Here is a 20,131-nt window from a genome sequence, read left to right on the forward strand (position 1 = left end):
ATCACTTACCTGACTTTCCGGCCTTGCGGCGCACGTTCTCGCCGGCGTAACGGACACCCTTGCCCTTGTAGGGCTCGGGCTTCCGGAGCTTCCGGATGTTCGCGGCGACCTCGCCGACAGCCTGCTTGTCGATACCGGCGACGGTGACCTTGTTGTTGCCCTCCACCGCGAAGCTGATGCCCGCCGGCGGCTCGACCGTGATCGAGTGGGAGTACCCGAGGGCGAACTCGAGGTTCGAGCCCTTGGCCGCGACACGGTAACCCGTACCGACGACCTCGAGGCCCTTGGTGTAGCCCTGGGTCACGCCGATGATGTTGTTGGCGATGAGGGTCCGGGTCAGTCCGTGGAGCGAACGCGACTCGCGCTCGTCGTCCGGACGGGTGACGAGGACCTGGTTCTCCTCGACCTTGGCCTGGATGGGCTCCGCGATGACGAGCGCGAGCTCGCCCTTCGGGCCCTTGACCGCCACGTTCTGACCGTCAACGGAGACGGTGACGCCGGCGGGGATGTCGATGGGGAGACGTCCGATTCGTGACATTGTCGATCACCACACGTAGGCGAGGACTTCCCCACCCACGCCCTTCTGCTCGGCTTCGCGGTCGGTCAGGAGGCCGGAGGAGGTCGAGAGGATCGCCACGCCGAGGCCACCGAGGACCTGGGGGATCTCCGTCGACTTCGCGTAGACCCGGAGGCCCGGCTTCGAGACGCGCTTGATGCCGGCGATCGAACGCTCTCGCTCGGGGCCGTACTTCAGGTCGATGGTGAGGGTCTGCCCGACTCGGGCGTCCTCCACCTTCCACTCGCTGATGTAGCCCTCACGCTTGAGGATGTCGGCGATGTTCTTCTTGAGCTTGGAGCTCGGGAGCGCGACTGCGTCGTGGTGCGCGGAGTTCGCGTTCCGCAATCTGGTCAGCATGTCTGCGACCGGATCGGTCATCGTCATGATGTTCGTCCATTTCTCGCCTGGTTTCGACACCCGTTCCACGAATGCCGACCTGAGCGATCGAGTGATCCCGGGGCGGTTCCCCGAGATCGGTGTGTTCGTGCGTGCGGGCCGGAGGACGTGAATCCTCCGGCCCGCACCGCCCGAAGTAGTTTAGACCGTCTGCTCGTTGGAGCGGAACGGGAAGCCGAGCTGGCGGAGCAGCGCGCGTCCCTCGTCGTCCGTCTTCGCGGTGGTGACGACAGTGATGTCGAAGCCGCGGACACGGTCGATGCGGTCCTGGTCGATCTCGTGGAACACGGACTGCTCCGTGAGACCGAACGTGTAGTTGCCGTTGCCGTCGAACTGCTTGTCGCTGAGACCGCGGAAGTCGCGGATGCGGGGCAGTGCGAGCGTCACCAGGCGGTCCAGGAACTCCCACGCGCGGTCACCACGGAGGGTGACGTGCGCGCCGATGGCCTGACCCTCGCGCAGCTTGAACTGTGCGATGGACTTGCGGGCGATGTTGACCTGGGGCTTCTGACCCGTGATCGCCGTGAGGTCCTTGATGGCCCCCTCGATGATCTTGGAGTCACGAGCGGCCTCGCCGACACCGGTGTTCACGACGACCTTGACCAGGCCGGGGACCTGGTTGACGTTCGCGTAACCGAACTGCTCGGTGAGGGCCGTCTTGATCTCGGCCAGGTACTTCTGCTTGAGGCGCGGCTGGATCTTGCCAGCGGGCGCAGCAGTCGTGTCAGTCATCAGAGCTTCTCACCAGACTTCTTCGCGTAGCGGACACGGACGGTCTTCTTGACGCCGTCCTTCTCCACCTCTTCGGTGCGGAAGCCGACACGCGTCGGCTTCTTCGTCTTCGGGTCGACGAGTGCGACGTTCGAGACGTGGATCGAGGCTTCGTGCTGCTCGATGCCACCGGTCTTCGAACCACGCTGCGTCTGACCGACGCGGACGTGCTTCGTGACGAAGTTCACGCCCTCGACGACGACGCGGTTCTTGTCCTTGAGGACCTCGATGACCTTGCCCTGCTTGCCACGGTCGCCGCCACGCTCCTGCGTCGCGCCCGTGATGACCTGGACGAGGTCACCCTTCTTGATGTTCGCCATGGCTTACAGCACCTCCGGCGCGAGCGAGATGATCTTCATGAACTTCTTGTCACGGAGCTCGCGACCGACCGGACCGAAGATGCGCGTACCGCGCGGGTCGCCGTCGGCCTTGAGGATCACTGCCGCGTTCTCGTCGAACTTGATGTAGGAGCCGTCCTGACGACGGGTCTCCTTCTTGGTGCGAACGATGACTGCCTTGACGACGTCACCCTTCTTCACGTTGCCGCCGGGGATGGCGTCCTTCACCGTGGCGACGATGACGTCACCGAGGCCGGCGTAGCGACGACCCGAGCCACCGAGCACGCGGATGGTCAAGATCTCCTTGGCACCCGTGTTGTCGGCGACCTTCAGGCGGGATTCCTGCTGAATCACTGCTGTCTCCTATTCCGAAGCAGGCCGAGGCCTACTTGGCCTTCTCGAGGATCTCGACCAGGCGCCAGCGCTTGGAGGCGCTGAGGGGACGGGTCTCGCTGATCACGACGAGGTCGCCGACACCAGCGGTGCCGAGCTCGTCGTGGGCCTTCACCTTGGACGTACGACGGATGATCTTGCCGTAGAGCGCGTGCTTCACGCGGTCCTCGACCTCGACCACGATGGTCTTGTCCATCTTGTCGCTCGTCACGTAGCCGCGACGCGTCTTGCGGTAGCCGCGAGTGAGGGCGGCGGAGTTCTTCTCTTCGTTCGCCATTACTTCTCCTCGGCGGTCTCGGCCTCGGTCGACTCGGCCGGCTTGTCAGCCTTCTTCGTCGTCTTCTTGGCCTTGGGGGCGGTCTCGACGGGCGCGGGAGTGGCACGGATGCCGAGCTCGCGCTCGCGGAGGACGGTGTAGATGCGGGCGATGTCGCGCTTGACGGCACGGAGACGACCGTGGCTCTCCAGCTGGCCGGTGGCCGACTGGAAGCGGAGGTTGAAGAGTTCCTCCTTGGCCTTCTTCAGCTCGTCAGCGAGACGCTCGTTCTCGAACGTGTCGAGCTCCGTCGGACGGAGCTCCTTGGAACCGATCGCCATTATGCGTCGCCCTCCTCGCGCTTGATGATGCGTGCCTTGAGGGGCAGCTTGTGGATTGCACGAGTCAACGCCTCACGGGCGATCTCCTCGCTGACGCCGGAGAGCTCGAAGAGCACCCGGCCCGGCTTCACGTTCGCGACCCACCACTCGGGCGAACCCTTACCGGAACCCATGCGGGTCTCGGCGGGCTTCTTGGTCAGCGGACGGTCCGGGTAGATGTTGATCCAGACCTTGCCACCACGCTTGATGTGACGCGTCATGGCGATACGAGCGGACTCGATCTGACGGTTGGTCACGTACGCCGGGGTGAGGGCCTGGATGCCGTAGTCGCCGAAGCTGACCTTGGTACCACCGGTGGCCTGACCCGAACGCTTCGGGTGGTGCTGCTTGCGGTGCTTGACTCGACGGGGAATAAGCATGGTTACGCCTCAACTCCTGCGCCGGCCGGCGCGTCCTGCGGGGCCTGCTGCGGACGACGGTCACCGCGGTCGCCGCCACGACGGTCGCCGCCACGGTCGCCACGCTCACCGCGCGGGCCGCCACGACGCTCCGGGCGCGACGAACGCTGGTTCGCCTGCTCGCGAGCGAGCTCCTTGTTCGTGATGTCGCCCTTGTAGATCCAGACCTTCACGCCGATGCGGCCGAACGTGGTCCGGGCCTCGTAGAAGCCGTAGTCGATGTTCGCGCGGAGGGTGTGCAGCGGCACACGGCCTTCGCGGTAGAACTCCGAACGCGACATCTCGGCGCCGCCGAGACGACCCGACACCTGGATGCGGACACCCTTGGCGCCGGCGCGCTGTGCACCCTGCAGGCCCTTGCGCATGGCGCGACGGAACGCGACACGAGCGGAGAGCTGCTCGGCGATGCCCTGCGCGACGAGCTGGGCCTCGGTCTCGGGGTTCTTGACCTCGAGGATGTTCAGCTGGATCTGCTTCTTGGTGAGCTTCTCGAGCTCACCGCGAACGCGCTCCGCCTCGGCGCCGCGGCGGCCGATGACGATGCCCGGACGAGCCGTGTGGATGTCCACGCGGACACGGTCACGGGTGCGCTCGAGCTCGATGCGTGCGACGCCGGCGCGGTCGAGGGTCTTCTTCAGGTACTCGCGCACCTTGATGTCCTCAGCCACGTAGTCGGCGTAGCGCTGACCGGCCTTCTTGCTGTCGGTGAACCAGTGCGAGACGTGGTCCGTCGTGATCCCGAGACGGAAGCCGTACGGGTTGACCTTCTGGCCCATTACTTGCTCGCCTTCTTGCTCGTCGCGGCAACCTCGGCCTCGTCGGGCGTCGCGAGGACGACCGTGATGTGGCTGGTGCGCTTGTTGATGCGGAAGGCGCGGCCCTGGGCGCGCGGCTGGAACCGCTTCAGGGTCGTGCCCTCGTCGACGAAGACGCGGCTCACGTAGAGGTCGCGCTCGTCGAGGAAGCTGTTCGTCGAGTCCGCCTTGACCCGTGCGTTCGCGATCGCCGAGGCGACCAGCTTGTACACGGGCTCCGAAGCGCCCTGGGGGGCGAACTTCAGGATGGCGAGGGCCTCGTGGGCCTGCTTGCCGCGGATCAGCTCGATGACGCGACGGGCCTTCTGAGGCGTGACGCGGATGTGTCGCACGCGTGCGATCGACTCCACCATTTCGTTCCTCCTCTGCGTCGCCGCCTCAGCGGCGACGGCCCTTCTTGTCGTCCTTCACGTGACCACGGAAGGTGCGGGTCGGCGCGAACTCGCCGAGCTTGTGACCGACCATCGACTCGGTGACGAACACCGGGATGTGCTTGCGGCCGTCGTGGACGGCGATCGTGTGCCCGAGCATGTTCGGGACGATCATCGACCGACGCGACCACGTACGGATCACGTTCTTGGTGTTGGCCTCGTTCTGCGTGACGACCTTGCGGAGCAGGTGCTCGTCGACGAAGGGGCCCTTCTTCAGACTGCGTGGCATCTTCTGAACTCCTACTTGCGCTTCTTGCCGGCGTTACGGCGACGGACGATGAGCTTGTCGCTCGGCTTGTTCGGCTTGCGCGTACGGCCCTCGGACTGGCCCCAGGGGCTGACCGGGTGACGACCACCGGACGTCTTGCCCTCACCACCACCGTGCGGGTGGTCGACCGGGTTCATGGCGACACCACGGACGGTCGGGCGGACGCCCTTCCAGCGCATGCGGCCGGCCTTGCCCCAGTTGATGTTCGACTGCTCGGCGTTGCCGACCTCGCCGATCGTGGCGCGGCAGCGTGCGTCGACGTTGCGGACCTCGCCCGACGGCAGACGGAGCTGCGCGTAGGGGCCGTCCTTGGCGACGAGACGCACCGAGGCGCCGGCGGAGCGGGCCATCTTGGCGCCGCCACCGGGGCGGAGCTCGATGGCGTGCACGACGGTACCCACGGGGATGTTGCGCAGCGGCAGGTTGTTGCCGGGCTTGATGTCGGCGCCGGGGCCCTGCTCGATGACGTCGCCCTGCTTGAGCTTGTTCGGCGCGATGATGTACCGCTTCGTGCCGTCCACGTAGTGCAGGAGCGCGATGCGCGCAGTGCGGTTGGGGTCGTACTCGATGTGAGCGACCTTGGCGTCGACGCCGTCCTTGTCGGAGCGACGGAAGTCGATCACGCGGTACTGGCGCTTGTGGCCACCACCGATGTGACGCGTGGTGATACGGCCGGAGCTGTTGCGACCACCGGTCTTCGGCAGCGGACGAAGCAGTGACTTCTCCGGAGTCGAACGGGTGATCTCAGCGAAGTCGGCGACCGACGAGCCGCGACGACCGGGGGTCGTCGGCTTGTAGTTACGAATAGCCATGATTTATCCCTCTGGTCCTCAGCCGACAGCCGTGAAGATGTCGATCGAACCGGACTTGAGCGTCACGATGGCGCGCTTGGTGTCCTTGCGCTTGCCGAGACCGAACTTGGTGCGACGGGTCTTGCCCGGGCGGTTCAGCGTGTTGATGCTCGCGACCTTGACGTCGAAGATCTTCTCGATGGCGAGCTTGATCTCGGTCTTGTTCGAGCGGGGGTCCACGATGAACGTGTACTTGCCCTGGTCGATGAGCGCGTAGCTCTTCTCCGAGACGACCGGCGAGATGATGACGTCGCGCGGGTCCTTGTTGAAGCCGCTCATGCGGTGATCTCCTTCGCGGTCTTCGACGCGATGAAGGCGTCGAGGGCGCTCTTGCTGAAGACGACGGCGTCCGAACGCAGCACGTCGTAGGCGTTGAGCTGGCCGTACGAGAGCGCGTGGACGTTCGACAGGTTGCGGATCGACTTGAGCGTCAGCTCGTCGTCCGTCTCGAGCACGACGAGCACGTTCTTGACGGGCGCGACCTTCTCGAGGAGCGTGCGGGCGGTCTTGGTCGACGGCAGTTCAGCCGCGACGAAGCCCTCCACAGCGGAGATGCGGCCACCGCGGGCGCGGTCCGAGAGCGAGCCGAGCAGAGCAGCGGCGATCATCTTCTTCGGGGTGCGCTGCGAGTAGTCGCGCGGGGTCGGTCCGTGGACGACGCCACCGCCGGTGTGCTCCGGAGCACGGACGGAACCCTGACGGGCGCGGCCGGTGCCCTTCTGCTTGAACGGCTTGCGACCGGCACCGCGGACTTCGCCACGGTTCTTGGTCTTGTGGGTGCCCTGACGCGCGGCTGCGAGCTGCGCGGTGACGACCTGGTGGATCAGCGGGACGTTGGTCTCGACGTCGAAGAGAGCTGCGGGGAGCTCGACGGTGCCGGACTTGGCACCCGATGCGTCGAGGACGTCGATCGTGGTTGCGGTCGTGGTGGCCATGATCACTTACCCTTCACGGCGGTGCGGACGAAGACGGAGCGGCCACGAGCACCGGGGACGGCGCCCTTGACGAGCAGCAGACCCTTCTCGGCGTCGACGGCGTGCACCGTGAGGTTGAGGACGGTCACGCGGTCGCCACCCATACGACCAGCCATGCGCATGCCCTTGAAGACGCGCGACGGGGTCGAGGAAGCACCGATCGAGCCGGGCTTGCGGTGGTTGCGGTGCGCACCGTGCGAGGCGCCGACGCCGTGGAAGCCGTGGCGCTTCATGACACCGGCGAAGCCCTTGCCCTTGGAGGTACCGACGACGTCGACCTTCTGGCCCGCCGTGAACGTGCCGTCCACGGTGAGCTCCTGGCCGAGCGTGTACTCAGCGGAGTCGTTGGTACGGATCTCGGTGAGGGTGCGACGCGGGGTCACGCCAGCGGCCTCGAAGTGGCCAGCGGCCGGCTTGTTGACCTTGCGCGGGTCGATGGCACCGGCGGCGATCTGGATCGCCTCGTAGCCGTCGCGCTCAGCGTTGCGGATCTGGGTGACCACGTTCGGGCCGACCTCGATGACGGTGACGGGGATGAACTTGTTGTTCTCGTCCCACACCTGGGTCATCCCGAGCTTCTTGCCGAGGAGGCCCTTGACGGTCTTGGTTGAGTTCGCCATTGGTCAGCCCCCTTACAGCTTGATCTCGATGTTGACGTCTGCCGGCAGGTCGAGTCGCATGAGCGAGTCCACGGCCTTCGGCGTCGGGTCGACGATGTCGATGACCCGCTTGTGCGTGCGCTTCTCGAAGTGCTCGCGCGAGTCCTTGTACTTGTGAGGGGAACGGATCACTGCGATCACGTTCTTCTCGGTGGGGAGCGGCACCGGGCCGACCACGGTTGCACCGGCACGGGTCACCGTGTCGACGATCTTCCGGGCCGACGTGTCGATGACCTCGTGGTCATACGACTTGAGCCGGATGCGGATCTTCTGTCCCGCCATGTGTCTCTTGTCCTCTCTGCGCCGCGCACCCTCTGGCCGCCTGACGCCGCTCGGTTCCGCATTCCTGCGGACCGTGCTGTTTTCCTGAACCAACCGGCCGCATCCACTGGGGATGACCGCTGTTCACCTGTCAACCTCGCGGGCGACCGTGGCCGTCCAGCGTGGGCAATCGACTGCCTCGTGCTCCGGGCGCAGCAGTGGTACACCGCGTCCGTCACCCTTCGGGGAGTCGTGTTCTGCTGCCTGCGGCCCAACCCAGCCCTGCTGAACAAGGGGGTTGTGCACTGCCAGAGCAGTGATCCTGTGGGCGTACACCCACGGGGAATTCGGAACCGGACAAGTCTCGCATAGCCCCGGCCCACGTGCAACCCGGGCGTGTCGCGAATTACCGGGCGTGTCCCGCGGGCTCGCTTGCCCGGATCCACGCGGATCGGACGGCCTGGAGGCCCGGCTCGGCCCCGCAACGCGGAGCACCCTCCGGACGGGGTCCGGAGGGTGCGTCGACACGGGTCAGGAGACCGTCACTCGGCGGTCACCGGGGGCACGAACCACGGCGGGAAGACGGCCACTCGCGGAGCGTGTCCACCGTGGTCGGCGAGCACGGCGCGAACGGTCTGCCGGGCCTTGTCGTTCGGCACGCCGATGACCGCGACGGACGTGAACGGCACACTCGGACCGGCGAGCAGCTCGAGGCCGTGCATCTCCGGGTCCGTGAAGTCGGTGCGACGGATCAGGTTCGTGCCGGCGTCGGGACCCACGGCGAACCGGACGTCGTCGGCGTCGGCGTCCTGGTCGGCGACGATCACCGAGGCACCGAACGCGGAGACCGGCACGACGAGCACGACGTAGTCGATCGCCCGGGTGCGGCGGGCGGCGTCCGACCAGCGCTCGCCCTCGGCGCCCGTACGGAGCTCGTCCCAGCGGGTGGCGTCGGGCGACAGCGTGAACGGCACGTGGCCGGCGATCGAGGAGCCGTCGGGCGCCTCGGCCTCGGCGCGGGCGGCGCGGGTGTCGGCGGAACTGACGTCCACGACCGGCTCGGCCTGGTCGGACGCCAGGATCGCGCCGGCGCCGACGATGCCGTCGAGGTTGTCGATGTGGGTGACGTGGTGGGCGCGGAGCGCTGCGAACTCACGTGCTTCGGGCAGGTCGGCGGACGACGAACGGAGCGACGTCGGCGACCGGAGCGACGTCCCGGGCCCGGAGGCCGGCGGGTCGACGCGCAGGTTGGTGGTGATGCGGGTCCGGCGGGGTGCCGGGGTGGCTGGGATCTCCGACGCCTCGCGCTGCCGGGGTGCGCAGATGTCGCAGAGCTCGGTGGGGAATCCGTGGATGCACTCGTCGGTCACGACTGTTGTGGGTCCTTCCGTGCCGTGTGGGGGTGGTCCGGCACGTCGACCAACGCTACGTCATCCGGACGGCCCCCGGGTCATTGTCGGTAGAGCAGCGCCCGGACCTCGGCCTCGGCGGACGCCAGGCGGTTCGGATCGATGGTCTCCCCGTGGTCGTACGCGTCGAGCAACCGGGGGTCGATGTAGCTCTGTCGGCACACCGTCGGGGTGTTGCCGAGCTCGTCGCTGGCGGCCTTCACCGCGTGCGAGACGGCCTTCTTCCGCTTGGCCTGGGACGACTGCGGTCCGGTCTTCGCCAGGTCGACCGCGGCCGCGACCGTGCCGTGCAGGGTCCGGAAGTCCTTCGCGGTGAACTCGTCGCCCGCACGTTCCTTCACGTAGGCGTTGATGTCCTCGGCGGAGAGCGGCTCCCACTCCGCACCGCGACGCTCGCGGAACGAGAGCAACCGCGCGTTGGGCCCGCGACGCTTCATGCCGGCGATGACCCGCGCGAGGTCGTGGTCGTGGATCGACGACGACCACTCCTGCCCGCTCTTGCCGGGGAAGTCGAGCTCGATGTCGTCGCCCGACACATGGGCGTGCGCGCACAGCAGCGTGGACAGCCCCCGACTGCCGTGCTCGGTGGCGTACCGCTCGGACCCGACCCGGAGGGACCCCTGATCGAGCATGCGGAACGCTGCGGCCAGCGCACGGCGGCGGTCCGGCTCGGGGCGACGGAGGTCCTGCGTGACACCGCGGCGGGCGACCGGCAACGACTCGGCCAGTGCCAGCGCACGGTCGTACTTGATCCGGTCCATCCGTTCACGCCAGGACGGGTGGTACATGTACTGGCGGCGCCCCGCACCGTCCGTGCCCGTCGCCAGGATGTGGCCGTTCTCGTACGGGGAGATCCAGACGTCGTCCCACGCCGGCGGGATCACGAACTCCTCGAGCCGACGGCGTTCGTCCGGGTCCGTCACGGTGTTGCCGTCGGGATCGCGGAACGAGAAACCGCGTCCGGAACGGACGCGGTGGTAGCCGCGACCGGAGGTCGCGGATCTGCGGAGACGGGTCACGCGATCGAGCCAACTCCGTGACGCCTGTGACGGGTCACGGGGCGGACAGGAGGCCCGTGGCGGGCCCCGCCCCGGGCCTCCTGTCCGGCGCCCTGTACGGCCCGCCAGTGGCGCCGTACGACGAAGCGGGGCCGGCCCCGAAGGCCCGACCCCGCTGTCGCAAGGAACCGGAGTTACTTGATGATCTTCTCGACCGTACCGGCACCGACCGTACGACCACCCTCACGGATGGCGAAACGGAGGCCCTCTTCCATGGCGATCGGCTGGATCAGCTCGACCGTCATGGCGACGGTGTCACCGGGCATGACCATCTCGGTGCCCTCGGGCAGCGTGATGACGCCGGTGACGTCCGTGGTGCGGAAGTAGAACTGCGGGCGGTAGTTCGCGTAGAACGGGTTGTGACGCCCACCCTCGTCCTTGGTCAGGATGTACGCGTTCGCCTGGAACTCGGTGTGCGGCGTGACCGAACCGGGCTTCACGACGACCTGGCCGCGCTCCACGTCCTCGCGCTTGAGGCCACGGATGAGCAGACCGGTGTTGTCACCGGCGACCGCCTGGTCGAGCAGCTTGCGGAACATCTCGATGCCCGTGACGGTGGTCTTCTGCGTCGCGCGGATGCCGACGATCTCGACCTCGGCGTTCAGGTTGAGCGTGCCACGCTCGACGCGACCGGTGACGACCGTGCCACGACCGGTGATCGTGAAGACGTCCTCGATCGGCATCAGGAACGGCTGGTCGGTGGCGCGCACCGGGTCCGGCACGTGCTCGTCGACCTGGGCCATGAGGTCCTGGACCGACTTGACCCACTTCTCGTCGCCCTCGAGCGCCTTGAGCGCCGAGACCTGCACGACGGGGGCGTCCTCGTCGAACTGCTGCGAGCCGAGGAGCTCGCGGACCTCGAGCTCGACGAGCTCCAGGATCTCCTCGTCGTCCACCATGTCGGACTTGTTCAGTGCGACGACGATGTAGGGGACGCCGACCTGGCGGGCGAGCAGGACGTGCTCACGCGTCTGGGGCATCGGGCCGTCGGTGGCGGCGACCACGAGGATCGCGCCGTCCATCTGTGCCGCACCCGTGATCATGTTCTTCACGTAGTCGGCGTGACCGGGGGCGTCGACGTGCGCGTAGTGACGCTTCTCGGTCTGGTACTCGACGTGCGAGATGTTGATCGTGATGCCGCGCTGGCGCTCCTCGGGAGCGTTGTCGATCTGCGCGAAGTCGCGGGCCTCGTTGAGGTCCGGGTACTGGTCGTGCAGAACCTTGGTGATCGCCGCCGTGAGCGTGGTCTTGCCGTGGTCGACGTGACCGATGGTTCCGATGTTGACGTGCGGCTTGGTGCGCTCGAACTTGGCCTTGGCCACTGTGGGTCCTCCTCAGGACTCGGAAGCGTCACCCCCGGCCGGCCCTGGATGGGCTCGGGACCGTTGGTGCGCGGTGTGTGTCTGTACTTTACTTGGTGGCGAGGGGCCCGTCGCCGGGCGCCCCCGCCTGTGGAGAAGCGCTGAGCGCTACTCCCCCGCGTTCTTCGCGATGATCTCCTCGGCGACCTTGGCCGGGACCTGGCTGTAGGTCTCGAAGGTCATCGAGTAGACCGCACGACCAGAGGTCTTCGACCGCAGGTCGCCGACGTAGCCGAACATCTCGGACAGCGGCACGCTCGCGCGGACCACCTTGACGCCCGAGGCGTCCTCCATCGAGGCGATCTGGCCACGACGGGAGTTCAGGTCACCGATGACGTCGCCCATGTACTCCTCAGGAGTACGGACCTCGACGGCCATGATCGGCTCGAGGATCGCCGGACCGGCCTTGCGAGCCGCTTCCTTGTAGGCGATCGAGCCGGCGATCTTGAACGCCATCTCGGACGAGTCGACGTCGTGCGCCGCGCCGTCCTTGAGGATGGCCTTCACGCCGACCGTCGGGTAGCCCGCGAGGATGCCGACCTGCATGGCGTCCTGGATACCGGCGTCGACCGACGGGATGTACTCGCGCGGGACACGGCCACCGGAGGTCGCGTTGACGAACTCGTAGACCTTCTCGCTCGTGACCTCCATCGGCTCGAGCGCGATCTGCACCTTCGCGAACTGGCCGGAACCACCGGTCTGCTTCTTGTGGGTGTAGTCGTAGCGCTCGACGATCTTGGTGAGCGTCTCGCGGTAGGCCACCTGGGGCTTGCCGACGCTCGCCTCGACGTGGAACTCACGCTTCATGCGGTCGACGAGGATGTCGAGGTGGAGCTCGCCCATGCCCTTGATCGTCGTCTGACCGGTCTCGGCGTTGAGCTCGACGCGGAACGTCGGGTCCTCTTCGGCGAGCTTCTGGATGGCCGTGGAGAGCTTCTCCTGGTCAGCCTTCGTGTTCGGCTCGATGGCGACCTCGATGACCGGCTCCGGGAAGGTCATCGACTCGAGGACGACCTGGTTGGTCGGGTCGCACAGGGTGTCACCGGTGGTGGTGTCCTTGAGGCCGATGACCGCGTAGATGTGGCCAGCGGTCACGTTGGCGACCGGGTTCTCCTTGTTGGAGTGCATCTGGAAGATCTTGCCGATGCGCTCCTTCTTACCCTTGGTCGAGTTGATGACCTGGGCACCGGACTCGATCGAGCCGGAGTAGACGCGCACGTAGGTCAGACGACCGAAGAACGGGTGCACCGCGACCTTGAACGCGAGCGCCGAGAACGGCTCCGACGCGTCGGGCTTGCGGATGATCTCCTTCTCCTCGTCCTTGACGTCGTGGCCGATCATCGGCGGCACGTCGAGCGGGGACGGGAGGTAGTCGATGACGGCGTCGAGCATCGGCTGGACACCACGGTTCTTGAACGCGGAACCGCAGAGGACCGGGTAGAGCGTGCTGCTCACCGTGAGGGCACGGATGGCTGCCTTGATCTCGGCGACCGAGAAGTCGGTGTCGCCCTCGAGGTAGCGCTCCATGAGGACGTCGTCCGCCTCGGCCACGCGCTCGATGAGCTTCTCGCGGTACTCGGCGGCGCGGTCCTGCAGGTCGGCCGGGATCTCTTCGATCTCGTACTTCGCGCCCATCGCGACGTCACCCTTGGCGTCGCCGCGCCAGGTGAGTGCACGCATCTGGACGAGGTCGACGACGCCTTCGAACGAGCTCTCGGAACCGATCGGCAGCTGGAGCACGAGGGGCTCCGCGCCGAGGCGGTTCACGATGGTGTCGACGGTGTAGTAGAAGTCGGCGCCCAGCTTGTCCATCTTGTTGACGAAGCAGATGCGCGGGACGTCGTACTTGTCGGCCTGACGCCAGACGGTCTCGGACTGGGGCTCGACGCCCTCCTTGCCGTCGAAGACGGCGACCGCACCGTCGAGGACGCGGAGCGAACGCTCCACCTCGACCGTGAAGTCCACGTGACCGGGGGTGTCGATGATGTTGATCTGGTTGTTGTCCCAGAAGCAGGTCGTCGCGGCCGACGTGATCGTGATGCCGCGCTCCTGCTCCTGCGCCATCCAGTCCATCGTGGCAGCGCCGTCGTGGACCTCACCGATCTTGTGCGTGATGCCCGTGTAGAACAGGATGCGCTCGGTCGTCGTGGTCTTGCCGGCATCGATGTGCGCCATGATGCCGATGTTGCGGACCTTGTTCAGGTCGGTGAGCACGTCCTGTGCCACAGGGTTCCTCCGGAAGAGTTGTAGGAGAGGTTGGCGGCCGTCCGGGCGCCGGGGTTCTTGACCACCGGCACCCGGACGGTGCCGGGACTACCAGCGGTAGTGGGCGAAGGCCTTGTTCGACTCGGCCATCTTGTGCGTGTCCTCGCGGCGCTTGACCGCGGCACCGAGACCGTTCGACGCGTCGAGGATCTCGTTCATGAGACGCTCGGTCATCGTCTTCTCGCGACGGGCCTTGGCGTACGAGGTGAGCCAACGGAGCGCGAGGGTGTTCGCGCGGTGCGGCTTGACCTCAACCGGGACCTGGTAGGTCGAGCCACCGACGCGGCGGCTACGGACCTCGAGGGTCGGACGGACGTTGTCGAGCGCCTTCTTCAGCGTCACGACGGCATCCTGCTGGTTCTTGGCGGAAACGCCCTCGAGTGCACCGTAGACGATGCGCTCGGCGAGGCCCTTCTTGCCGTCGAGCAGGATCTTGTTGACGAGCTGGCTGACGATCGGCGCACCGTAGACCGGGTCGGCGACGACGGGACGCTTGGGGGCGGGACCCTTACGAGGCATCTAACTCAACCCTTCTTCGCGCCGTAGCGGCTACGAGCCTGCTTACGGTTCTTGACTGCCTGGGTGTCCAGGGCGCCTCGGATGATCTTGTACCGCACACCCGGGAGGTCCTTCACACGACCGCCGCGGACGAGCACCATCGAGTGCTCCTGGAGGTTGTGGCCCTCACCCGGGATGTAGGCCGTGACCTCGGTGCCGTTCGAGAGCTTGACACGAGCGACCTTGCGCAGTGCCGAGTTCGGCTTCTTGGGGGTGGTGGTGTAGACGCGGGTGCACACACCACGCTGCTGGGGGTTCGCCTTCAGGGCGGGCGCCTTGGTCTTGGTGACCTTCGGCGTACGACCCTTGCGAACCAGCTGCTGAATAGTAGGCAACTGTTCTCCTGGTTCTTCGCTCGTGCTCTCTGGCCGGCGCGTTCCGCCGGCTTCCTCGTCCCACGCTGAGCACCGCCGGACGGCGGGTGTTCGAGTGGGGGACGGAGTGGTCCGGCTGGGCGATCCCGCTCGCCGGACTTTTCGGGCGCGCCCGAGGGCGCACACCCGGTAGAGACTACCCGCGTAACGGGACGAAATCAATCCGGGTCACCCCGGGAACCGACACCGTCATGAGCCGGTGTCGGACGACCCGTTGCCCACTGCCGAGCGGAACGTGGCGCCGTCGCTCGAGAAGCCCGTGACGTACCCGCTCGCGTTCACGTTGAGCGGCCCCGCGGAGGCCGTTCCGGTGCCGGCAGCCCCCGAGATGTCGGCCGTGTACTTCGCCCGGCCGGGTGCCGTCGTCGTGATCAACCAGCCGTTCGTCGTCCAGCTGCCGACCCGGACCGTCGGCCGCGTCTCGAGCGTCCACTTCTGGTTCGAGTACGTGTACGCCGGGTTCTGCCCGTACGCGTAGAAACTGCACCCGGCGGGGGCGGCGTCGGTGGAGGCGATGCAGCCGTCCACCCAGTCGTCCACCGCCCGCTTGGCGGCCTGCTGCCCGGCGGTGGTCAGGGTCGTGGTCATCTGGACCGGGGTCGAGGTCGACCGCCCGAACCCGCTGACGCTCGCCGATCCCCCACGGGCCGTGGTCCACTTGCCGCCGTCGAAGGCGACGTCGTACGTGCCGGGCAGCGCGCGGAGACTCACCGTGCCGTCCTTCGCGGTCTTCACGTTCCGGCCGGCGACGGTGACCGCCGCACCGGACGGCCCCCGCACGGCGACGGCGACCGACCCGAGCTCGGGGGCCTGCAGCTCCCAGATCGGGAACACACCCCAGTCCGTCCCGGTCTTGTCCAGCGTGAAGGTCGCAGCGACGTCCTGCCCGCCCTGGCGCAGGTACGCGCGGACCGTCGCGGTGTCGCCGTCCGTGCGCGTCGCGGCGACGCGGTAGCCGGTGACCTTGTCCGATGCCTTCGCGTAGGCGGCTTCGCCGAGCAGCACGTCGATCTTCTCGCGTTCGATGCCCGCGTCGTCGAGGGCGTCGGCCACGCGTCCGGCCGTCAGGTCGTCGAGGAACGCCCGCACCGGGCGGTCCGCCGAGTGCGAGGAGGAACCGACCGAGTACCCGACGACACCGGCGACGAGCAGCAGGACGACTGCCGTGCCGCCCGAGATGATGCCGATGAGCTGGCCGCGGCGGAGCTTCCGGCGAGGACGCTGGGGCGCCGGAGCGGGCACCCCGGGCATCCCGGGGGCTCCTGCGCCGGGACCCGGACCGAACCCCTGGGCCGTTGCCCCGGACGTTCCGTCGGTTCCACGGATCGAGTCCACCGGCGGGACGACACCCCAGCCGCCCTGCTGGTCCGGATCCTGCGCGTGCTGGTCGCTCATCGTTCCCCCGTTGCGTGTGCGTCGTGCCCTGCGAACACTACCGTCCGGCGGGTTCCTCGCCCGCGTTCGTCCGGTTCGGCCCGGAGCGCTCGTCAGGCCCGTCCGGACGCGCCGCCCCGACCGCGCCCGCGCCGCCCCTGGTCCGTGCCTGGTGGCGAGCCATCGTGATCCCGCCGAGCACCGACAGGAGCGCCACCACGACGGACCCGACCACGAACGGCCCGAGGGCGTACCCCGCGGGGAAGACGAGGAGCTCCGTCGCGTCCGAGCGGACGAGCGCGTAGCCCACGGCTCCGACGCCGAGCATGACCAGGTAGACCGTCGCCGCGGCCACCAGCGCGGTGACCCCGGGGTTGCCGTCGTGCACGCCGGCCGCGGTCGCGAGGAAGACCACCACCGCGCCACCGACCACCATCGCGGGCCCGAGGTACGGGGTGGCGTCGGGCTGCGAGATGACCTCGACGTCGGCGAGCAGGGCTTCGAAGCCCGTGACGGCGATCACGAGCGCGATGAAGAGGACGGACGTCATCGTCGCGATCAACCACCGGGACATGCGCCGATCGTATCGCCGACCGGCTGGTCAGCGAGCGGGTTCGGCGTGGTCCGTGTCGTGCGCGTGCTCGCGACGGTCCGCCCGGTCGGACTGCTCCTGCGCTGCGGCGACCAGGGCGAGCGCGATCGTCGCCGTGATGATCGGGACGGTCTCCGTCATGGGGGCGGGCGCGGGCGCGGAATCCGGCATCGTCGCGGACGTCTCGTCCGTCGCGGCCGTCGGGACGTCGGACTGGAGGCCCGTGGCGGCGTCCGCCTCGGCGGTGTCCTCCGGCTCGTGGTCACGCAGCGCCGGGCCGATGACCGGCAGGACCCCGGTGGTCGCGGCCGGCTCGGCGTGCAGGACCGGCGGCTCGCTGGACACGGGTCCGTCGCGCTTCGCCGCGCGGCGCGCTCGGCCCATCTTCACCAGGACGACGACGGCGACGATCGCCCAGATCCCGTTGACGATGGTCGAGGGGACGGCGTGGTGCGCGGCGACGTTGATGGCCACCGCGAGCCCGCCGACGAGGTTGAACAGCTGGTAGAGCGGGCCGTTCGGGATCTTGCCGGTGGAGAACAAGATGTAACCGGCTAGAACGGTTACTGCGCCGAACCAACCCAGGAATTCCACGATTCCGACCAACACGCGCGACTCCGGGCACGACGAGGAACGGCCGGTTCGAGCCGACCGTTCGAGCGGGGATGAGCAGCCGCGATCACGGCGTCTGGTGCATCGTAATCACAACGACGGGTGTCGCGGAAGTGGGGTCGGCGTGGCGCGGCCGACCCCAGTCCGTGGGGGTCGGGTCAGCCCTTCGCCGCTGTGTCCGAATCGGCGGTCAGGACGTACACGTAGCCACCGAACGTCCACGTCGTCGCAGCCGCCGCGGCCGGGTCGGTCGAGTCCTGCGAGATGGAGGACGACACCGTGGTGACCAGGAAGAGTCGAGCGCCGTCCTGCATGCCCCCGACGAAGGACAGGGCCTGGTCGAACGACCCGTCGACCGACACGGAGACGGGGATGGCCGAGAAGTTCGCGGCCGAGATCGCCGGGTCGGTCACGGGCGCCGTCGCGGCGCCGGTGGATGCCGCGGTCGGCTCGGGCGTCGCCTCGTCCGGCGCCTCATCCGTCGCCTCGTCCGTCGCGGAGGCCGACGAGTCCTCGGTGCCCGCGGCAGTCGAGGCTGCGACGGGAGCGGTGTACGCCACAGCGTCCGACGTCGTGATCGCGGACACCTTCACACCCACCCGGGCCGCGACGCTGTCGACAGCACCGTAGAAGGAGGACATGTTCGCACTCGACGGCACCGAGGTGGTGAGCTCCGCGAGTTCCGCCTTCATCGCCGGCAGGGATTTCGCGCGGTCCTTGAGCCGGGCGAGTTCCGCCGCCGTCGTCCGGTTCGTCGCGTCCACCGACACCTGGTCGGTACGGTCACTCGCGGCCTGTGCGAGATGTGGCTGCACGCCGAGGAAGAACCCGGCGAGTGCCACCACGACCATCGCCACGACGGCGAGGAGCATGTTGAGTCGGTTGCGGGTCATCTCACTCGCCCTTGTCCTGGTACTTGCCGTCGAAGGCGGCCTGGTCGACGTGGATCGTCATGTTCACCGTGTACGTGGCCGTCGTCGGGTCGAGCGTGACCGAGTTCGCGGTCGCGTCGACGAATCCCTTGAGCCCCTTGACGGCATCGAGCCACGACGGAACGGACGGCAGCGTCGGGCTCTGCGCGTCGATGGTCAGGGTCGCGACCCTCTGCCCCTGGAGCGGGGTGTCGGCCTGCGCGTAGGTCTCCAGCGGCGTGGCCGAGTCGATCGCGACGCCGGTGATCTCGACTCCCGCCGGGAGCGACGCCTTCAGCGAAGCGAGGTACGGCTGCCAGGCGATCTCCGTGGCCCCGCCGACCGACTGCGCGGCTTCACGCAGCGCGGTACCGGCCTCCGTGTCCCGGACCTCGCGGTAGTTCGCCTGCTGCTGCAGGAGCGACAGGGTCTCGTCCTGCGCGTGGGTTAGGTCGTCGTGCGCCTGGCTGGACAGGAGGCTGGCTCCGGCGGTCGCGATCCCGACCACGATCGCCACGAGGACGACACCCGCCCACATCCGACGGACGACACGGCTGCTGCGTCGGTCGGCGAGGACCTCGGTGGGCAGGAGGTCGACGCTGGGGCGGCCCCCGACGACGATCTCGCTGGGGGTGGTCCGACGCTGGCGCTTGACGCGCTCCGCGGTTTCGGCGGCGACACGCAGGGCCGGGTCGGGCGCTGCTCCTCGACGGCGACTCCGCCCAGAGCGCGAGGGCTTCGACTTGGTCGACTGGCTCATGCTGCCTTCCCTCCCGCGGCGAGTCCCCATGCCACCGCGATCGATGCGCCGTGGGCGTGCAGGTCCTCGACTCGGATGGACTTCGCGAGCGCGACGTTGGCGAACGGCGCCCCGAACCGGACGGGCGTCCGGGTGAACTCCGAGAGCGCTGTTGCGAAACCGGGGAGCGCAGCTGCAGCGCCGCAGAGCAGGATCTCGCCCACGGGCTCGGCAGGGTGCGTGTTGACGAAGTAGTTGACGGTGTTGCGGAGACTCGAGAGCAGTTCGCCCATCGTCTCGCGGACCGCCGCGACCGCGAGCGCGTCGTCGCCGGTCCGCGCCCGCTCCGGATCCATGCCCAGGTGGCGCTTGACGGCTTCGGCCGCTCCCTCGTCGATCGTCAGCCGGCCGGCGAGGAGCCGCGTGATGTCATCGCCGCCGGTCGGCACGATACGGACGAACTTCGGGACGCCGTCGGTGACGATGACGACGGTCGTTGTGTTGCCGCCGCACTCGACGATGGCCACGGTGCCCGACCGGTTCGCCGGCGCGAGGACACGTGCCAGGGCGAACGGGATGAGGTCGACACCGACCGGCTTGAGCCCGGCGTTCTGCACCGCGCGGACGTTGGCGAGCACGGCGTCCTTCACCGCGGCGACGAGGAGACCGCTCACGGTGGGGCCGTTCTCACCCGTCTCCTCGCTGGTCGGGTAGAAGTCGAGGATGGCGTCGCCCACGGGCACCGGGAGCATGTCCTGCACCTGGAAGGGCAACGATTCACGGATCTGCGCGATGGGGGCCTTCGGGACCGTCAGGTCGCGAGACAGCACTCGCTGGTTGCCCATGCCGAGCACGACGTCCTTCGAGCGGAAGCGCCCGAGCGACCAGAGCTGTCGGAGCGCACCCGCGACGGTGTTCGGCTCGAGCACCTCCCCCTGCTTCGTCGCGCCCGGGGGCACGGGCACCTCGGCGAACCGCAGGATCGTCGGTCTCGGCTTGTCGGCGTCCTGGACCTCGACAGCACGGATCGCGGCGGCGCCGATGTCGACGCCCACGATGCTCTTCGACATGGGTGGTCCTTCCGTGACCGTCTTCGGGTCGGTCTGG

The 20,131-nt window shown here is 68.0% G+C and carries 28 protein-coding genes; all 28 read right to left on the reverse strand.

From position 1 onward, the window contains the following. Position 1: 1 nt before the first annotated feature. Positions 2–538, reverse strand: a complete 537-nt coding sequence (rplF, locus tag DEJ29_RS16830; RefSeq protein WP_017885518.1) for a 50S ribosomal protein L6 — start codon at positions 536–538, stop codon at positions 2–4. Positions 539–544: 6 nt separating this feature from the next. Beyond that, positions 545–943, reverse strand: coding sequence for a 30S ribosomal protein S8 (rpsH, locus tag DEJ29_RS16835; RefSeq protein ID WP_017885519.1), 399 nt, complete (start codon positions 941–943; stop codon positions 545–547). Positions 944–1,096: 153 nt separating this feature from the next. Continuing rightward, positions 1,097–1,687 carry a 50S ribosomal protein L5 gene (gene rplE / locus DEJ29_RS16840; RefSeq protein ID WP_042537502.1) on the reverse strand — a complete coding sequence of 197 codons (591 nt, stop codon included), beginning with the start codon at positions 1,685–1,687 and terminating at the stop codon, positions 1,097–1,099. Next, positions 1,687–2,046 (reverse strand): 50S ribosomal protein L24, encoded by a 360-nt coding sequence (gene rplX / locus DEJ29_RS16845; RefSeq protein ID WP_017885522.1) that lies wholly within the window; start codon positions 2,044–2,046, stop codon positions 1,687–1,689. The genes rplE and rplX overlap by 1 nt, the downstream gene beginning before the upstream one ends. Before the next feature lie 3 nt (positions 2,047–2,049). After that, positions 2,050–2,418: a 50S ribosomal protein L14 gene (rplN, locus tag DEJ29_RS16850; protein WP_017885523.1), complete on the reverse strand. Its 369-nt coding sequence runs from the start codon at positions 2,416–2,418 to the stop codon at positions 2,050–2,052. A 31-nt stretch (positions 2,419–2,449) separates the two neighbouring features. Further along, positions 2,450–2,734, reverse strand: a complete 285-nt coding sequence (gene rpsQ / locus DEJ29_RS16855; protein WP_017885524.1) for a 30S ribosomal protein S17 — start codon at positions 2,732–2,734, stop codon at positions 2,450–2,452. Beyond that, entirely contained in the window at positions 2,734–3,054 is a 321-nt protein-coding gene (gene rpmC, locus DEJ29_RS16860; protein ID WP_017885525.1) for a 50S ribosomal protein L29, read from the reverse strand. Before rpmC ends, rpsQ begins: the two co-directional genes overlap by 1 nt. Beyond that, complete coding sequence (gene rplP / locus DEJ29_RS16865; RefSeq protein ID WP_017885526.1) at positions 3,054–3,473, reverse strand: 50S ribosomal protein L16; 420 nt, start codon at positions 3,471–3,473, stop codon at positions 3,054–3,056. The genes rpmC and rplP overlap by 1 nt, the downstream gene beginning before the upstream one ends. A gap of 2 nt (positions 3,474–3,475) precedes the next feature. Further along, positions 3,476–4,288, reverse strand: a complete 813-nt coding sequence (gene rpsC / locus DEJ29_RS16870) for a 30S ribosomal protein S3 (RefSeq protein WP_017885527.1) — start codon at positions 4,286–4,288, stop codon at positions 3,476–3,478. Next, positions 4,288–4,680, reverse strand: coding sequence for a 50S ribosomal protein L22 (rplV, locus tag DEJ29_RS16875; RefSeq protein WP_035809257.1), 393 nt, complete (start codon positions 4,678–4,680; stop codon positions 4,288–4,290). Before rplV ends, rpsC begins: the two co-directional genes overlap by 1 nt. A 25-nt stretch (positions 4,681–4,705) precedes the next feature. Further along, a complete protein-coding gene (gene rpsS / locus DEJ29_RS16880) occupies positions 4,706–4,987 on the reverse strand; it encodes a 30S ribosomal protein S19 (protein WP_017885529.1) in 282 nt (93 codons plus the stop codon). Between the two features lie 11 nt (positions 4,988–4,998). After that, positions 4,999–5,838 carry a 50S ribosomal protein L2 gene (rplB, locus tag DEJ29_RS16885; protein WP_027466728.1) on the reverse strand — a complete coding sequence of 280 codons (840 nt, stop codon included), beginning with the start codon at positions 5,836–5,838 and terminating at the stop codon, positions 4,999–5,001. An 18-nt stretch (positions 5,839–5,856) separates the two neighbouring features. Further along, the gene (gene rplW, locus DEJ29_RS16890) at positions 5,857–6,156 is read right to left on the reverse strand and encodes a 50S ribosomal protein L23 (protein WP_027466729.1); all 300 of its coding nucleotides are present in this window, start codon (positions 6,154–6,156) and stop codon (positions 5,857–5,859) included. After that, positions 6,153–6,812, reverse strand: a complete 660-nt coding sequence (gene rplD / locus DEJ29_RS16895; protein WP_027466730.1) for a 50S ribosomal protein L4 — start codon at positions 6,810–6,812, stop codon at positions 6,153–6,155. Before rplD ends, rplW begins: the two co-directional genes overlap by 4 nt. A gap of 2 nt (positions 6,813–6,814) precedes the next feature. After that, positions 6,815–7,471 (reverse strand): 50S ribosomal protein L3, encoded by a 657-nt coding sequence (gene rplC / locus DEJ29_RS16900; RefSeq protein WP_027466731.1) that lies wholly within the window; start codon positions 7,469–7,471, stop codon positions 6,815–6,817. 12 nt (positions 7,472–7,483) lie between these two features. Beyond that, a complete protein-coding gene (gene rpsJ / locus DEJ29_RS16905) occupies positions 7,484–7,792 on the reverse strand; it encodes a 30S ribosomal protein S10 (RefSeq protein ID WP_017885534.1) in 309 nt (102 codons plus the stop codon). A gap of 521 nt (positions 7,793–8,313) precedes the next feature. Next, a complete protein-coding gene (locus tag DEJ29_RS16910; RefSeq protein WP_084741336.1) occupies positions 8,314–9,141 on the reverse strand; it encodes a DarT ssDNA thymidine ADP-ribosyltransferase family protein in 828 nt (275 codons plus the stop codon). 80 nt (positions 9,142–9,221) lie between these two features. After that, positions 9,222–10,199 carry a DNA topoisomerase IB gene (locus DEJ29_RS16915; RefSeq protein WP_027466733.1) on the reverse strand — a complete coding sequence of 326 codons (978 nt, stop codon included), beginning with the start codon at positions 10,197–10,199 and terminating at the stop codon, positions 9,222–9,224. A gap of 173 nt (positions 10,200–10,372) precedes the next feature. Beyond that, complete coding sequence (tuf, locus tag DEJ29_RS16920) at positions 10,373–11,560, reverse strand: elongation factor Tu (RefSeq protein WP_027466734.1); 1,188 nt, start codon at positions 11,558–11,560, stop codon at positions 10,373–10,375. Positions 11,561–11,707: 147 nt separating this feature from the next. Then, positions 11,708–13,825 carry an elongation factor G gene (fusA, locus tag DEJ29_RS16925; RefSeq protein ID WP_027466735.1) on the reverse strand — a complete coding sequence of 706 codons (2,118 nt, stop codon included), beginning with the start codon at positions 13,823–13,825 and terminating at the stop codon, positions 11,708–11,710. 87 nt (positions 13,826–13,912) lie between these two features. Next, positions 13,913–14,383 (reverse strand): 30S ribosomal protein S7, encoded by a 471-nt coding sequence (gene rpsG, locus DEJ29_RS16930; RefSeq protein WP_017885539.1) that lies wholly within the window; start codon positions 14,381–14,383, stop codon positions 13,913–13,915. A 5-nt stretch (positions 14,384–14,388) separates the two neighbouring features. After that, positions 14,389–14,757 carry a 30S ribosomal protein S12 gene (gene rpsL / locus DEJ29_RS16935; RefSeq protein WP_017885540.1) on the reverse strand — a complete coding sequence of 123 codons (369 nt, stop codon included), beginning with the start codon at positions 14,755–14,757 and terminating at the stop codon, positions 14,389–14,391. Between the two features lie 228 nt (positions 14,758–14,985). Next, positions 14,986–16,191: a hypothetical protein gene (locus tag DEJ29_RS16940; RefSeq protein ID WP_111094820.1), complete on the reverse strand. Its 1,206-nt coding sequence runs from the start codon at positions 16,189–16,191 to the stop codon at positions 14,986–14,988. A 37-nt stretch (positions 16,192–16,228) separates the two neighbouring features. Next, entirely contained in the window at positions 16,229–16,744 is a 516-nt protein-coding gene (locus DEJ29_RS16945) for a DUF6121 family protein (protein WP_111094819.1), read from the reverse strand. A gap of 27 nt (positions 16,745–16,771) precedes the next feature. Beyond that, positions 16,772–17,371 carry a CBU_0592 family membrane protein gene (locus DEJ29_RS16950; protein WP_502866882.1) on the reverse strand — a complete coding sequence of 200 codons (600 nt, stop codon included), beginning with the start codon at positions 17,369–17,371 and terminating at the stop codon, positions 16,772–16,774. A gap of 161 nt (positions 17,372–17,532) precedes the next feature. Continuing rightward, on the reverse strand, positions 17,533–18,267 hold the full coding sequence (locus DEJ29_RS16955) for a hypothetical protein (protein WP_111094817.1): 735 nt from the start codon (positions 18,265–18,267) through the stop codon (positions 17,533–17,535). 1 nt (position 18,268) lies between these two features. Further along, on the reverse strand, positions 18,269–19,045 hold the full coding sequence (locus DEJ29_RS16960; protein ID WP_111094816.1) for a PilN family protein: 777 nt from the start codon (positions 19,043–19,045) through the stop codon (positions 18,269–18,271). Next, a complete protein-coding gene (gene pilM / locus DEJ29_RS16965; protein ID WP_111094815.1) occupies positions 19,042–20,094 on the reverse strand; it encodes a type IV pilus assembly protein PilM in 1,053 nt (350 codons plus the stop codon). Before pilM ends, DEJ29_RS16960 begins: the two co-directional genes overlap by 4 nt. Positions 20,095–20,131 lie beyond the last annotated feature (37 nt).

This window comes from Curtobacterium sp. MCPF17_021, from assembly GCF_003234605.2.
Classification (GTDB): domain Bacteria; phylum Actinomycetota; class Actinomycetes; order Actinomycetales; family Microbacteriaceae; genus Curtobacterium; species Curtobacterium flaccumfaciens.